General features: G+C 68.0%; 13 protein-coding genes. 8 read left to right on the top strand and 5 right to left on the bottom strand.

Annotated features, from left to right (window positions below):
• The 4 genes from BST13_RS34225 to car all read left to right on the top strand — a co-directional run bounded on the left by BST13_RS34225 (position 1) and on the right by car (position 5,682).
• On the top strand, positions 1–789 hold the full coding sequence (locus BST13_RS34225) for a hypothetical protein (protein ID WP_083170127.1): 789 nt from the start codon (positions 1–3) through the stop codon (positions 787–789).
• Complete coding sequence (locus BST13_RS34220; protein WP_083170125.1) at positions 786–1,691, top strand: ATP-grasp domain-containing protein; 906 nt, start codon at positions 786–788, stop codon at positions 1,689–1,691. Before BST13_RS34225 ends, BST13_RS34220 begins: the two co-directional genes overlap by 4 nt.
• Complete coding sequence (locus BST13_RS34215) at positions 1,688–1,996, top strand: hypothetical protein (protein WP_083170123.1); 309 nt, start codon at positions 1,688–1,690, stop codon at positions 1,994–1,996. Before BST13_RS34220 ends, BST13_RS34215 begins: the two co-directional genes overlap by 4 nt.
• Positions 1,997–2,148: 152 nt before the next feature.
• Positions 2,149–5,682 (top strand): carboxylic acid reductase, encoded by a 3,534-nt coding sequence (gene car, locus BST13_RS34210; RefSeq protein WP_083170121.1) that lies wholly within the window; start codon positions 2,149–2,151, stop codon positions 5,680–5,682.
• A 2-nt stretch (positions 5,683–5,684) separates the two neighbouring features.
• On the opposite strand, the gene BST13_RS34205 is transcribed toward car, so the two are convergent.
• The 4 genes from BST13_RS34205 to BST13_RS34190 all read right to left on the bottom strand — a co-directional run bounded on the left by BST13_RS34205 (position 5,685) and on the right by BST13_RS34190 (position 9,569).
• Positions 5,685–7,505 carry a fatty acyl-AMP ligase gene (locus BST13_RS34205; protein WP_083170119.1) on the bottom strand — a complete coding sequence of 607 codons (1,821 nt, stop codon included), beginning with the start codon at positions 7,503–7,505 and terminating at the stop codon, positions 5,685–5,687.
• Between the two features lie 51 nt (positions 7,506–7,556).
• Positions 7,557–8,489, bottom strand: coding sequence for an extracellular catalytic domain type 1 short-chain-length polyhydroxyalkanoate depolymerase (locus BST13_RS34200; RefSeq protein WP_083170117.1), 933 nt, complete (start codon positions 8,487–8,489; stop codon positions 7,557–7,559).
• A 310-nt stretch (positions 8,490–8,799) separates the two neighbouring features.
• The gene (locus BST13_RS34195) at positions 8,800–9,240 is read right to left on the bottom strand and encodes an SRPBCC family protein (protein ID WP_083170115.1); all 441 of its coding nucleotides are present in this window, start codon (positions 9,238–9,240) and stop codon (positions 8,800–8,802) included.
• Complete coding sequence (locus BST13_RS34190) at positions 9,237–9,569, bottom strand: ArsR/SmtB family transcription factor (protein WP_083170159.1); 333 nt, start codon at positions 9,567–9,569, stop codon at positions 9,237–9,239. The genes BST13_RS34195 and BST13_RS34190 overlap by 4 nt, the downstream gene beginning before the upstream one ends.
• A gap of 81 nt (positions 9,570–9,650) precedes the next feature.
• Here BST13_RS34190 and BST13_RS34185 point away from each other — a divergent pair, with 81 nt between their 5' ends.
• Positions 9,651–10,355 carry a DUF899 domain-containing protein gene (locus BST13_RS34185; RefSeq protein WP_083170113.1) on the top strand — a complete coding sequence of 235 codons (705 nt, stop codon included), beginning with the start codon at positions 9,651–9,653 and terminating at the stop codon, positions 10,353–10,355.
• A gap of 1 nt (position 10,356) precedes the next feature.
• On the opposite strand, the gene BST13_RS34180 is transcribed toward BST13_RS34185, so the two are convergent.
• Positions 10,357–11,037 carry a M15 family metallopeptidase gene (locus BST13_RS34180; protein ID WP_083170157.1) on the bottom strand — a complete coding sequence of 227 codons (681 nt, stop codon included), beginning with the start codon at positions 11,035–11,037 and terminating at the stop codon, positions 10,357–10,359.
• Between the two features lie 103 nt (positions 11,038–11,140).
• On the opposite strand from BST13_RS34180, the gene BST13_RS34175 reads away from it, so the two are divergent.
• The 3 genes from BST13_RS34175 to upp are packed head-to-tail and all read left to right on the top strand — an operon-like array spanning position 11,141 to position 14,282.
• The gene (locus tag BST13_RS34175) at positions 11,141–12,421 is read left to right on the top strand and encodes a GTP cyclohydrolase II (RefSeq protein WP_083170155.1); all 1,281 of its coding nucleotides are present in this window, start codon (positions 11,141–11,143) and stop codon (positions 12,419–12,421) included.
• Positions 12,418–13,644 (top strand): URC4/urg3 family protein, encoded by a 1,227-nt coding sequence (locus BST13_RS34170; protein WP_083170112.1) that lies wholly within the window; start codon positions 12,418–12,420, stop codon positions 13,642–13,644. The genes BST13_RS34175 and BST13_RS34170 overlap by 4 nt, the downstream gene beginning before the upstream one ends.
• Positions 13,645–13,652: 8 nt before the next feature.
• Positions 13,653–14,282, top strand: a complete 630-nt coding sequence (gene upp / locus BST13_RS34165) for a uracil phosphoribosyltransferase (RefSeq protein WP_083170111.1) — start codon at positions 13,653–13,655, stop codon at positions 14,280–14,282.
• Positions 14,283–14,285: the final 3 nt, after the last annotated feature.

Genomic DNA, 14,285 nt, shown 5'->3' with positions numbered 1-14,285 from the left:
GTGGCCGACATGGTGATCGTCGCCGATCCCGGCGACGCAGGGGCTGCGGCGGTGGCGTCGGCTACCGCCGCGCTCCGTGCCGATCTGCGGGTGACCGTCGCGTCGCCCGCGAGCCTGTCCGGCGCCGCATGGACCCATACCGTCGATCGCGGCGGGGCCGCGACGACGAAGATCGCCCTGCCCGGTGGGCGCCGGATCGACAGCACCGAAGTTGCCGCGGTCCTGGTGCGCAGTGAGGCCGTGCCGGTCCCCCGGTTCGCGAAATCGACTACCGCTGACCGCAATTATGCGGCCGGCGAGTTCCGGGCACTCATGGTCAGTTGGCTGCGTAGCCTCGGACCACGCGTGATCAACGGTGTCGACGGAATGGGTCTCAGCGGGCCGTCCTGGAGCCCGCAGCGATGGCTCGTCGAGGCGGGCCGGGCCGGGCTACCGGTCGTGGACTCCGCCCGGTCCAGCTCGGCCCGCATCGTCGAGGGCTGGCAGGGATCGCCCTACGACGCCCGCCGCCCCTACCTGGCCACTGGCACCCGGGTGGGCACCGCGAGCGAAATCGCCGTCATCGCAGGGGATGTCGTCGTAGCCGACCGGTCCGGCGTCGATGCCGTGCCATACCTCGCGTTGGCCGCCGCCGCCCGGTGTCGCGTGCTGGAGGTCGAGCTCGCCGCCGGGCACGTCGTCGCGGTACGTCCGGTGCCGTTCCGAACCGTCATCCAGCCGAGGGCGGTGGACGCGGTCGCTGCTCTGGTGGCGCGCGTGGCTCTCACAACTGCCGGAGTAGCGGCATGATCGTCTTCTACGGGTATCCCGACGACCGGCCGTTGGAGCGAGCGATCGATGCGGCCGCCGATCTGGGGCTCGACTATCTGGTGATCGACCAGCGGCACGCCGCGCACAGCGACATGTGCCTCGAAGTCCGCGATGGCGACGTGCGGGGGCGACTGGTGGTGAGCGGCAGCAGTATTCGCATCGATGAGATCGAGGCCGTCTACGCCAGGCCGCTGACCACACCGATGCACGGCGATCAGCGCGAGCGCGAACGGGCCCGCGCGTTCGACGACGTGTTCATCGAATGGCTCGATGTGGCCGACTGCCTGGTGGTCAGCCGACCGGCAGCCATGCATTCGAACGCGTCAAAACCGTTCCAGGCCCAGGAGATTGCCGCCTGCGGATTCTCGGTGCCCGACACCCTGGTGAGCACCGACCCCGAACGCGTCCGCGAATTCTGGGCTCGGCACGGCAGCGTGGTGTTCAAGTCGATCAGCGGCATCCGGTCGATCGTCCGGCCACTCGACGAGCAACGCGCCGCCGGACTGGACCGGGTGCGCGATCTGCCAACCCAGTTCCAGGAGCTCGTCGAGGGAGTCGACGTCCGGGTCCATGTCGTCGGGCAGCAGGTCTTCGCCACGGAGATCAGCAGCTCGGTGGTCGACTACCGCTACGCGCACCGCGACGGCGCCACCGCGGTGCTGACGCCCGTCGAGCTTCCGCAGGACGTCGCGGCGCGGTGCGTCGAGCTCAGTGCGCGACTGGACCTGCCGTTCGCCGGGATCGATCTGCGTCGACGCCCCGACGGAGATCATGTGTGCTTCGAGGTCAATCCCATGCCCGGATACAGCTATTTTGAAGCCGAGGCGGGTCAACCCATCAGCACCGCGCTGGTCGAGTTCCTCGCCGGGAAGGCCGCGTGATCATGGTCCAGGTCGCCGAGAACCGAACCGACATCGAGGGCGCAATCCGCTCCCGCACGCCGCATCCGTCCCTGAATTCCTACGACGTGCTGGCAGTAGCGGTTGACGGTGCCCGCCCCGTCGAGGGTTACGCCGATCTGTTGTCGGCACGGGTCGGATCGGTGCTCGACCTCAACGTCAAGCGGTCGCTGCTGCCCGACGGCGACATCGATGGTTGGCGCATCACGTGCCGCGCGTACATGGGCGGCCCCGGCGAGATATTCGCCGAAGCCGACTCAGACCGCTTCACCGTCAGCCGCCCGTGACAGTGCGCCGGAAAGGCACTGGGCAGCAAACGTTTTCATTCCTGAGCGGGGCGTGACCGTGTCTGTGCGTTGCCTGAACACGTGGAAACGTCCGTCGCCAAGTGGTGTAGTGGAGAAATGCGTATCAGGTACGACGGGGGGACGACACCACGATGACCGACGACGCCCGACAGCAACGACTCATCCAGCGCATCCAGCATTTGCACGCGACCGACCCACAGTTCCGGGCTGCCGCCCCGGATCCCGAGGTCAGCCTCCGCATCCAGGATCCGGACCTGCGCCTGTGGCAGGCGATCGACAGGTGCCTGACCGGCTATGCCGACCGCCCCGCCCTCGGCCTGCGATCCCGTGAGGTGATCCGTGACCCGGCCACCGGGCGCACCACCACCCGCCTGCTGGCCGGGTTCGACACCATCACCTACGGCCGTCTGCGAGACAACGTCGTGGCACTGACCAACACCTGGCACGACAGCGGGTTCGAGCCAGGCGACTTCGTCGCGGTGCTGGGTTTCACCAGCATCGGCTACACCGTGATCCAGCTGGCCTGCGCCCGGCTCGGGGCAGTTTTCGTTCCCCTGCAGACCAGTTCATCAGCACAGCAGCTGGCGCCCATCATCGCCGAGACCACACCGCGGATCTTCGCCGCGAGCGTGGAGTCTCTCGACACTGCCGTCGAGTTGGCGATCGAGGCCCCGTCGGTGCGGCGTTTGGTGGTCTTCGACTACTCCGAGGCCGACGACGACCAGCGTGAGCATGTCGAGGCGGCGACCGCCCGCCTGGCCGCCGCAGGACGCGCGGTCGAGGTGGTGTCGCTGGTGGCCGACATGGACGCGGGCCGGTCGATGGCCGAGGCTTCCCCGTTCATCCCGGCGCCCGGTGAGAATCCGCTGGCCACGCTCGTCTACACGTCAGGCAGCACCGGCGCCCCGAAAGGGGCCATGTACACCGCCGATCTGATGACGCGGCTGTGGCAGCGGCCGCGCAGTCCATCGCTGGACGTCGGTATCGAGATCCCGGCGGTCCACCTGCAGTACATGCCACTGAGCCACGTGTACGGGATGGCCTGGCTGATCTCGACATTGACCTCGGGTGGCATCGGCTATTTCGCGGCCAAGAGCGACATGTCAACCCTGTTCGACGACATCACGCTGGTACGACCCACCGCGCTGAACCTGGTGCCGCGGGTGTGTGACATGTTCTTCCGGCGGTACCGCAAGGAGCTCGACCAGCGCACCGCAGCCGAGCCCACCGCGGCGGACCTGGAGGAGACCGTCAAGGCCCAGCTGCGCGAGGACTTTCTCGGTGGCCGGGTGATCTCGGCGATGTGCGGCAGCGCCCCGCTGTCGAAAGACATGCACGCGTTCGTGGAATCGCTGCTGGACATCGCCGTCAGCGATGGCTACGGGTCCACCGAGAACGGTGGCGGCATCATGCGCAACGGTGTGGTGCAGCGCCCACCGGTCACCGAGTACAAACTCGTCGACGTACCCGAACTCGGCTACTCCACCACCGACAAGCCGCACCCGCGCGGCGAGCTGTACCTCAAGACCACCACCCTGATTCCCGGCTACTACAAGCACCCCGAGCTGTCGGCCGACATCTTCGACGCCGACGGCTTCTACAAGACCGGGGACGTGATGGCCGAGATCGGCCCGGATCACCTCGTGTACCTGGACCGCCGCAACAACGTCATCAAGCTGTCGCAGGGCGAATTCGTGGCGGTGTCCAACCTGGAAGCAAGTTATTCGACCAGCCCCTACATCCGGCAGATCTACATCTACGGCAGCAGCGATCAACCGTTCCTGCTCGCCGTGATCGTGCCGAACGCCGACGGCGTGGGCGCGGGCGACGCGCGGTCGTTGATCGCCCACTCAGTGCAGCAGATCGCCGCAGAGAATCACCTCAATCCCTATGAGATTCCCCGGGATTTCCTGTTGGAACCCGAGCCCTTCACGCGCGACAACGGTCTGCTCTCCGGGGTGGGCAAGCTGCTGCGCCCCGCGCTGAAGCGGCACTACCAGGACCGCCTGGACGCGATGTACGCGGAAATCACGGCGGGACAAGACAATCAGCTCGACGCGCTACGCGCCGACAGCCGTCATCAACCCACCATCGAGACCGTGCGGGGTGCGGCAGCCGCGACGCTCGGCCTGGAAGCCGGTGGATCCGACCTGCCGTCCGACGCCAAGTTCATCGAACTCGGCGGTGATTCACTGTCGGCGTTCTCGTTCGCGACGCTGCTGGAGGGCATCTTCAACATCGACGTGCCGGTGCAGACCATCGTCAGCCCCACCGCGACGCTGACCACCATCGCGGAGTACGTCGACGGCGAACGCCAATCCGCTTCTACCCGACCCACTTTCGCGTCGGTGCACGGACGCGGTGCCGAGGTGGCCAAGGCGACGGATCTGACCCTGGACAAGTTCATCGACGCGGCCACCCTCGCCGCCGCACCGACTCTGCCTGCCCCGAGTGCGACCGTGAACACGGTGCTGATGACAGGGGCCAACGGCTATCTCGGCCGGTTCCTGTGCCTGGACTGGCTGGAACGCCTTGCGCCGACCGGCGGCCGGCTGATCTGCCTGGCGCGTGGCGCCGATCCGATCGCGGCGCGGCAACGCATCGAGGAGGCCATCGACTCCGGCGACGAGGCCCTGTCCAAACGCTTCCGCGAACTGGCCGACAAGCATCTCGAGGTCCTCGTCGGCGACGTGGGTGCGGCCAATCTCGGCGTCGACACGGCGACGTGGAACCGGCTGGCTGACTCGGTCGACCTGATCGTGCATTCCGCTGCGCTGGTCAATCATGTTCTGCCGTACAGCCAGTTGTTCGGGCCGAATGCCGTCGGCACCGCCGAGATCATCAAGCTGGCGATCACCGACCGGCTCAAGCCCGTCAACTACATCTCCACGGTCGCGGTGACCGCGCTGCCCGACGGCACCTATGTCGGCGAGGATGTCGACGTGCGGGCAGCCAGCCCGGCCCGGTCCCTCGGCACGGCGTACGCCGGGGGTTACGCGACGAGCAAGTGGGCCGGCGAAGTCCTACTGCGCGAGGCAAACGATCTGTGCGGCCTACCCGTCACGGTGTTCCGCTCGGACATGATCCTGGCGCACAGCACGTATTCGGGTCAGGTCAATGTCACCGACATGTTCACCCGGCTGATCCTGAGTATCGTCGCGACCGGCCTGGCGCCCAAATCGTTCTACACCCTCGACGCCGCGGGCAACCGGCAGCGGGCCCATTACGACGGGCTGCCTGCGGATTTCACCTCGGCAGCCATCACCACGCTCGGTGTCGCGGGCACCAGCGGCTACCACACCTACAACGTGCTCAACACCCACGACGACGGGATCTCGCTCGACGAGTTCGTCGACTGGCTCATCGCGCAGGGGCTTCCCATCGAACGCATCGACGATTACGACGAGTGGCGCGAGCGATTCGAAGAGGCCATGAAGGCCCTGCCCGAGGACCAGCGCAAGAACTCGGTGCTGCCCTTGATGAGCGCGTATGCGCACCCCGCGCCGCCGACCGGCGGGGTTGCGATGCCGGCCGAAAAGTTCCGCGCAGCAGTGCAATCCGCCGGTATCGGGGCTGGCCACGATGTACCGCACCTGTCCGAGGAGCTGATCGCCAAGTACATCGTCGACCTGCGGCAGCTGGGCCTGCTCGACGACGCCGGGTAGCGCTATCCGCCGATCTCGCCCGCCAGATACTGCGCATGGCAGGCGCGCCGGGCGAGCTTGCCGCTGGTGGTGCGCGGGATCGCCCCGGCCGGGACGAACCTCACGTCGGTGGCGGACAAGCCGTGCCGGTTGGTCACCGCGGCCCGGATCGCCTCGACCGCGGGCTGCGGGTCGGTGCGCCCGGTTCCTGTGGCACGTTCGGCGATGATCACGAGTTCGCGTTCCCCCGAAGACTTTTCGCCGGGTATGGCGAATGCGGTGACGTGCCCACGCCGCACGATCGGTGAGGCGTCGGCGACGGTCGCCTCGATGTCCTGCGGGTAGTGCTGTCCGCCTGCGATGACGATGAGGTCTGCCATCCGGCCGGTGACATAGAGTTCGCCGTCGAGGTACACCCCGAGGTCTCCGGTGCGCAGCCACGGGCGTCGCGGGTCCGCGCCGTCGGTGTGACCGCTCGCGAGACGTGTCCGCAGTTCGGCACCGAACGTCTGCTGCGATTCCTCCGGCAGCCCCCAGTAGCCACGCCCGATGTTGTTGCCCTGCAACCAGATCTCTCCGACCGAACCATCCGGCAATTCCGCGGCGGTTGCCGGGTCGACGATCGCGGCCTGCAGGCTGCGCGCGACCTGGCCGCACGCCACATGCGCGACCGCGCCGACCGCATCGGCCGCGACGCGCACGGCACGGCCCGCCGCGAGTTGCTCGCGGTCGAAGTAGGTGGCAGCCGCCTGCTCGTGCGGGGCGATGGTCGACACGAACAGGGTCGCCTCGGCGATGCCGTACGAGGGTTTGAAGGCCGTGGCGGGCAACCCGTATGGCGCGAACGCCTTGTTGAAGGTGGTGATCGCCCCGATGCTCACCGGTTCGGAGCCGATGATGAGCACCACGTTGCTCAGATCGATGTCGTCACCCGGTGCGGGTAGACCCCGTTGCGCTGTCCACTCGTAGGCAAAGTTGGGTGCCGCGGTGATCACCCGGCTGTCGCGCGATTCGTCGGACAGGGCGCGGATCCACCGCTGTGGCCGCCGGATGAACGCGGTCGGCGACATCAACGTGGAGTGCCCACCGTAGACGGCGGGGAAGCCGATCATCGACAGGCCCATGTCGTGGTAGAGCGGTAACCAGCTGACGCCGTGGGTGTTTCGATCGAGCAGATCGATCGACAGGATCATCTGCAGCAGATTGGTACCGACCGCGCGGTGGGTGATCTCGATGCCGACGGGCGGTCGCGTCGATCCCGAGGTGTACTGCAGGTGCGAGACGTCGTCGGCGTCGATCACCACCGGTTGGAACGTCTCCCCCGCTGCGTCGGGGATCTCGTCGATGCACACGACGCGCGGACGCCGCCCGGGCTGCAGCGCCTCGAGAAACTCGGCGACCGCCGGGTGCGCGGCAGTCGTCGTCAGGATCACCGCAGGCCGCGCGTCCAGCAGCGCAGTCTCCAGTCGTTCGGCATGGCCCTGCAATTCCGGGGCGAACAACGGGACCGCGATCATGCCCGCCTTGATCGCGGCGAAGAATCCCGCGATGTACTCAAGGCCCTGCGGCGCCAGGATCGCCACGCGCTCACCGCGCGCCGCGGTCTGTTGCAGCTGCGCTCCGATGGCACGCAACCGGACACCGAGCTGGGTCCAGGTCAGCTCGGTGAGCTCGCCGTCCGAGCGACTGTGGTCGATGAAACGGTACGCGACGGTGTCGCCGACATTGGCGATGTTGCGTTCGATCAGGGAGATCAGGTGCACGCCCGGCGGCAGGACGACGTTGCCGTGAGCGTCGAGGCAATCCTCGATCCGCAACAGACCTTCCGGTGCCTCAAAAGCCATGCTGGCAGTCTAAAGCGCGCCGCGGACCGGCCCCGCTGACCTGCGCGGGCGCTATCTCGCGTGGCTGTCGAAGAACTGCCACGACTCCTCCGAGGCGTCGAACCCGTGAGTGGCCGGACCGACCGCCTGCGCGGGCAGGATCTCCGGGGCGCCGGGCCAGGTGTGGCCGCCGCCGTCCACCCGCATGAACACCACCGCGGTGCCCTGGGCGCACGGCGCATAGGTGATGCGCTGCGTGCCCGTGCCGTCGCCGGTCGCGGGAAGCTGGTCCGCCGCCGATGCCCCCGGGCAGCCGTTCACCTGGCGCCACCGGTCGATGAGCGCCGGGGCGGACAGGATGTCGCTGGTTCCGCCGCGGCCGGTCATGGTGCCGCCGTCGAACGGCACGATGGGGTCCGCGGTTCCATAGGTGGCCAGCACCGACACGGGACGCGACGGACTGCAGCCCACGTTGACGCCGAGGGTGCCCGCGACCGGGGCGATCGCGGCGAACAGGTCCGGGCGGTCACAGGCCAGCCGGTTGGCCATGAACCCGCCGGCCGACAAGCCGGTCGCGAACACCCGGCCTGGGTCCACGTGATACTCGGCGACCAGTTGCTCGACCAGCGCGGAGATGAATCCGACGTCGTCGACGCCCTGCCGGTCGGGCAGCGAGGCGCCGCGCCCGTCGGCCCAGCTCAGATCGATGCCGTCGGGATACACCACCATGAATCCGTGCGCGTCGGCGACGGCGTCGTAGTGGGTCAGCGCGGCCTGGTCGTGGCCCGTCGCGCCCGCCGCATGCAGGTTCACCACGAGGCCGGAGGGGTGGTCTACGCCGGCTGGGACGTGCAGCTCGTAGCTGCGGGGCACCCCGCCGAAGTCGATCTGGGCCGCCGCCCAGGGCGCCGGGGAGGCATTCGCCGGTGCTCCCATGACGAGCGCCGCAACCATCACGACGGCAGTGGCGATGACCGGGCCGATACGTCCGAAGGCGAGCCGCATGGTGCCAATATGCCCCAATCCGTCCCAGCGGGCTGGGTGTTGGCTGAGAGCCCGAGGGCATCGGGCATCGTGCTGGGCACTCGTCTAGCAAGGACCTCGCAACCATTGGCCCTGCGGCCAGGGCGACAAACACCGAGACCAGCACGCCCCGAGCGCAGAGTCGTCGGCCCGCCAGCGCTGGGCACTCGACTAGCAAAGGTGCCACAACCATTGACCGTGCGGCGAGGGCCACAAACACCGAGACCAGCGCGCCCTGAGCGCAGAGTCATTGGCCCGGCGGCGCCGAGCAGTCGATCCGGCCCGGCCGACGTCAGCGGCGGGCCAGCACCGCCGCCAGCTGATCGACCGTGAGGATCCAGCCGTTGTGGAAGTTCTCGAATTCCTCGGACGGCAGTAGGGAATGCTCGATGGCCATGAGCGTTTGATCGTCACCCTGCGCGGTGAAGGTGACGTTGACGACGCTGGATGCAGTCGGATCGGACCAGTCGGAGTTGGACCACGTGAAGCTGAGCAGCCGCGGCCGGTCGATGGTCAGGAATTGCCCGGTGATCAGCACGCTGGAGCCCCGGTCGTCGACGTCGAACCGGACCAGGCCGCCGACGCGGGGTTCGACATGCACTGTCACGCATCGCACCGGGCGCGGGCACATCCACTCCCGCAGGGCCTCCGGGTCGAGCCATTCGTCGAAGACCTCTTCGGGAGTGGCGGGCATCACCCGCTGCACCCGGACCACCACCGTCTCGGTGCTCATCGACCGCCCTTCTTCCGCCGCAGCCGCTCGGCCAGCGCATCGGTACGCACCGCCCAGAACTCGGTCTGCTCGTTGATCCACTGCTGGGCCAGCGCCAGTCCATCGGGTTGCAGCGACAGCCAGTGTTCCCGCCCGCGCACCTCGCGCCGGACCAACCCGGCCGATTCGAGTACCCCGACATGTCGTGACACGCCGGCAAAGGTCATGGGAAGCGGCGCAGCCAGATCGGTGATCCGCGCGTCGCCGTGGCGCAGCGCCTCCAGCAGCTGGCGACGGGTCGGATCGGCGAGCGCCGCGTACGCCCGGTCCAACACCTGATCTTCAACCACATTGTTGACTATATCCACATGTCGTGGTGTCCTGAAGAAACAGATATTCAACCGTGTTGTTGAACGTCAGGAGGAGCCCACATGAAGACACCACCGATCGTCACGGCACAGGAATGGGATGCCGCGCACCGCGAAATGCTGGTCCGCGAAAAAGAACTCACCCGGGCCCGTGACGACCTGGCCGCGCGACGCCGCCGCATGCCCTGGACCCCGGTGCGCCCCGACTACCAATTCGACGGTCCCGACGGCACCGTCACGCTGCTCGACCTGTTCGACGGCCGCCGCCAGCTCATCGTCTACCGCGCGTTCGTCGACCCGGGCGTGCACGGCTGGCCCGAACACGGTTGCGTCGGTTGCTCTTTGATGGCCGATCACATCGGAAACCTGGCCCATCTGAACGCCCGCAACACCACGCTGGTGTACGCCTCGCGCGGTTCACAGGCCGACATCGCGAGGATCAAGGCCAGGATGGGCTGGCACATCCCGTGGTGCACGATCAACGCCGAGCCGGCTGCCGGGCAGCCGTTCGACGTGGATTTCGGCGTGGACCAGTGGCACGGCACCAACGCCTTCATCCGCGACGGCGACCGCGTCTACCGCACCTACTTCATCAACAACCGCGGCGACGAGGCCTTCGTCAACACCTGGAGCTTCCTCGACATGACGGCTCTGGGACGCCAGGAGACCTGGGAAGATTCACCTGAGGGCTATCCCCAGTCCGCGCCGTACGAATGGTGGAACTGGCACGACGAGTACGGCCCGCGGCCGGCCGCGTCGTGCCACTGACTCAGCGCACTTCGAAATGCTGGTAGTCGATCGGGGATCGCCACGCGCCACCCCACTGCCAGCCGCGATCGGTGAACGCGCGCACCGCGGAATCGTCGGCGTGCAGCAGCCCGGGGTCCGTGCGCGTGCGATCCAGATACCGCCCGGCGTTCGCCGGCTCCACATCGGCGCCATCGACGTACGGATTGAGCAGCGGGTTGAGGTCGATGGCCCGGCCGTAGGCATGCAGTGACCAATTGCCAGAGCCCGGGATACCACGGCAGTTGAACGCCGAGGTGTTGTTGTCCTCCATCGACAACTCGTCCTGCGCCTGCGGGTAGTGATCCACCGTGCGCATGCGCTCGATCGGGTAACGCATCCGGTAGAGCTGGTCGAAGATCGCAATCACCTGCGGCACAAGGCTTTCGTGGACGACGAGCACGCCGCGCCGGGTCGTGCCGTCGAAGCCGAAGTAGTCGAGTTCGACGCGGCGCAGCTGCTCGGGCCCCAGCGGGCAGCCCGGATGCCAGGTCGCGCCGAGCTCGGCGGCCGTGACCCGAGCGATCGACGGCGGTGCCTGCACACGCGTCGACGACGAGGTTGCCGACGGCTGCCGCTTCGGCGGCGCAGGAGAACACTGGACCAGCGTGACGGCGGCCGCCACCACGGCGACCGCGCGCCGGGCCGGCGTCTGGTCCACCATCTCTTTGTACTCGGCGATCTCATCACACTGTGGCGACGCCGCTGCGCGCCCGCCGAATTCGAGGTTGACTGGAGGCCTCACGCCACAGAAAGGGGCCATGGCCATGGTTGTGGATCCAGGCTCTGCCGCGCCGGCACCGGGTCACGGCCCGGCCCGGCACATCCGGCTGACCTCACACAGCGGTGCGGCCGACGCCCTCACCATCCACTGGGGCGCGCCCACCGCGGCCGAACGGGGCCCGGTCATCGGAACGACGATCACGCGCGCCCACCGCAACGTGATCGGCACGCACAGCGGCTCTTACAGCGTCTACCGGGCCCTGGCAGTGGCGGCCGGAGCACTGTCGCGCGACCACCGCGCCGACCTGACCAACACCGCCCCCACCGACGTGATCGGGCCCTACCCGCAATGGGGAGAACCGGCCACCATCGTGAGCCTGGACCCGTGGGGCGCGATGGTCGCCGAGGCATTCACAGCCGAACTCGCCGCCGGCTACGACATCCGCCCGACCATCGCGGTGACCAAGGCGCATGTGATCCTGCCGGAGATCGCCGAAGCGGTCGCCAAAGGCCGGCTGAAGCCCGACGGTCAGACCCTGCTGCCGAGCGGCGCCGCCGTCGTCACCAAGGCCGCGATCGAACCCGTCTGGCATCTGCCCGGCGTCGCGGCGCGCTTCGGGTGCAGCGAAAACGATCTGCGGCGCGTGCTGTTCGAGGAGACCGGCGGCATGTACCCCGAACTCGTCACCCGCGGTGACCTCGAGGTGTTCCTGCCCCCGATCGGCGGCCAGACCGTCTACATCTTCGGCGCCCCGCGAGACCTGGCCGATCCCGGTGTCGAACTGACCGCGCGGGTCCACGACGAATGCAACGGGTCGGACGTCTTCGGTTCCGACATCTGTACCTGCCGTCCCTATCTCACCCACGCCATCGAGGAGTGCATCCGGGGCGCGCAGCGCGGCGGCGTCGGGCTGGTGGCCTACTCCCGCAAGGAGGGGCGCGCCCTTGGCGAGGTCACCAAGTTCCTGGTCTACAACGCCCGCAAACGCCAGGAAGGCGGCGACACGGCCGAGGCGTACTTCACCCGCACGGAATGTGTTGCCGGCGTGCAGGATATGCGGTTCCAGGAACTGATGCCCGACGTATTGCACTGGCTGGGTATCCGCAAGATCCATCGCCTGGTATCCATGAGCAACATGAAGTACGACGCCATCACCGGTTCCGGCATCGAAGTCGGCGAGCGGGTCAACATCCCCGACGAGCTGATCCCGCCGGACGCTCGCGTCGAGATCGACGCGAAGATGGCGGCCGGCTACTTCACGCCAGGACCGGTACCCGACGCCGAGGAACTCAGGATCGCCAAGGGGCGCGGTCTCCTGCCATGACCGCCGCCGATACCGAGGCCGCCGCCGCGGTCGCCACCCTGCGGTCCACCGCCGCCATCCGGGAGCGGGCCGGCGTGCTGCTGCAACGGGCCAGGGCCGGCCGCTCCCCCTGGTTCGTGGTCGACGACGAGGCGTTGCCGCGCGCCGCAGCCGAAGTCGCCGCGGTCACCCGGGAGCGCTATCCCGATCTGCACATCCCGTATCACAGCCGGTGGCGCCACTTCGAAGCCGGCGGCGTGGACCGCAAGGCCGAACTCGACGGCCGGCTGGCCGATCTCGACTCTGCAGCACGGGCCAGGACCCTGATCGATCTCACCGTGGTCAGCGTGCTGCTCGACGCCGGGGCGGGTCCCGGTTGGCAGTACCGCGAAACCACCACCGGACGCACCTTCGCCCGTTCCGAAGGTCTCGCGGTCGCGAGTTGGCACGCATTCTTCGACGGCGTGTTCTCCAGCGACCCCGGTCGACCCTGGCAGGTCGACGCAGCCGGCCTCAGCGCTCTCGATGACGACGCACTGGCCCGGGCTTTCCAGGTGGACTCCCGTAATCCCCTCGTCGGCCTCGACGGGCGGGCACAGCTGTTGCGTCGGCTGGGTGCCGCGATGGCAGGCCAACCCGCGGTGTTCGGTGAGCCCGGCCGCCCCGGTGGACTCTTCGACACCGTGTCAGGCCCGACCGTCACCGCCCACACCATCCTGACCCGGTTGTTGACGTCGCTGTCCGGTATCTGGCCCGCCGACAACGCCATCGACGGCCAGCCCCTGGGTGACTGCTGGCCACACCCCGCCGTGCCCGGCGACGGACCGTCGTGGGGCTGGATGCCGTTTCACAAGCTGTCGCAATGGCTGACGTACTCACTGCTGGAACCGTTCACCTGGTCCGGTGTCGAGGTGACGGGCCTCGACGCGTTGACCGGTCTGCCCGAATACCGCAACGGAGGCCTGCTGCTCGACACCGGGGTGGTGCAGCTCAGGAAGCCGGAGTGGGCCCGACGCACCTGGTCGGTGGGCGACGAACTCGTGGTGGAGTGGCGAGCCCTGACGGTTGCGCTGCTCGACGAACTCGCTGCGCTGGTGCGGGTTCGGCTCGGTGCGGGCGCCGAGCATCTGCCGCTGGCATGTGTGCTCGAAGGCGGCACCTGGGCCACCGGACGCCGGCTGGCCGAGCGGCTGCGGGCAGGCAGCCCACCGCTGACCATCAGCAGCGACGGCACGGTCTTCTAGGAGGCGCCATGGGCAACCTGCACATCGTGGACCACCCGCTGGTCCAGCACAAGCTCACCATGATGCGGCAAAAAGAGGTGTCCACCAAGGGGTTTCGGCAGCTGCTGATCGAGATCTCGATGCTGATGGCCTACGAGGTGCTGCGCGACGTGCCGGTGCACGAGATCGAGATCGACACCCCGCTGGAGTCCACCACGGGCTCGGTGATCGACGGCAAGAAGCTGGTGTTCGCATCCATCCTGCGGGCAGGCAGCGGCATCCTCGACGGCATGCTCAATGTCGTGCCGAGCGCACGCGTCGGCCACATCGGCCTGTACCGGGACCCGAAAACCCGTGTCGCCGTGGAGTATTACTTCAAGATGCCGAGCGATCTGCACGAGCGCGACGTGGTGGTGGTCGACCCGATGCTGGCGACCGGCAACTCGGCGGTGGCGGCCATCGACCGGCTCAAGGAATACCAGCCGAAGTCGATCAAGTTCGTCTGCCTGCTGACCTGTCCCGAAGGCGTCGCCGCCATGCAGGCGGCCCATCCCGACGTGGCCATCTACACCGCGGCGCTGGACCGCGAACTCGACGCCGACGGCTACATCGTGCCGGGGCTGGGCGACGCGGGCGACCGCATCTTCGGGACCAAATGACCA

It is taken from the genome of Mycobacterium aquaticum, from assembly GCF_002086485.1.
In the GTDB taxonomy this organism is placed as follows: Bacteria; Actinomycetota; Actinomycetes; order Mycobacteriales; family Mycobacteriaceae; genus Mycobacterium; species Mycobacterium aquaticum.
The sequence above is the reverse complement of the archived record's forward strand: the minus strand, read 5'-3'. Positions and strand labels throughout refer to the sequence as shown.

What these genes read in the sequence shown, in the direction of transcription:
- BST13_RS34195 (WP_083170115.1), bottom strand. Translation starts at nt 9,240, where the DNA reads ATGAGCACCGAGACGGTGGTGGTCCGGGTGCAGCGGGTGATGCCCGCC.
- BST13_RS34220 (WP_083170125.1), top strand. Translation starts at nt 786, where the DNA reads ATGATCGTCTTCTACGGGTATCCCGACGACCGGCCGTTGGAGCGAGCG.
- BST13_RS34200 (WP_083170117.1), bottom strand. Translation starts at nt 8,489, where the DNA reads ATGCGGCTCGCCTTCGGACGTATCGGCCCGGTCATCGCCACTGCCGTC.
- BST13_RS34170 (WP_083170112.1), top strand. Translation starts at nt 12,418, where the DNA reads ATGACCGCCGCCGATACCGAGGCCGCCGCCGCGGTCGCCACCCTGCGG.
- BST13_RS34205 (WP_083170119.1), bottom strand. Translation starts at nt 7,505, where the DNA reads ATGGCTTTTGAGGCACCGGAAGGTCTGTTGCGGATCGAGGATTGCCTC.
- BST13_RS34180 (WP_083170157.1), bottom strand. Translation starts at nt 11,037, where the DNA reads ATGGTGGACCAGACGCCGGCCCGGCGCGCGGTCGCCGTGGTGGCGGCC.
- BST13_RS34175 (WP_083170155.1), top strand. Translation starts at nt 11,141, where the DNA reads ATGGTTGTGGATCCAGGCTCTGCCGCGCCGGCACCGGGTCACGGCCCG.
- upp (WP_083170111.1), top strand. Translation starts at nt 13,653, where the DNA reads ATGGGCAACCTGCACATCGTGGACCACCCGCTGGTCCAGCACAAGCTC.
- BST13_RS34185 (WP_083170113.1), top strand. Translation starts at nt 9,651, where the DNA reads ATGAAGACACCACCGATCGTCACGGCACAGGAATGGGATGCCGCGCAC.
- car (WP_083170121.1), top strand. Translation starts at nt 2,149, where the DNA reads ATGACCGACGACGCCCGACAGCAACGACTCATCCAGCGCATCCAGCAT.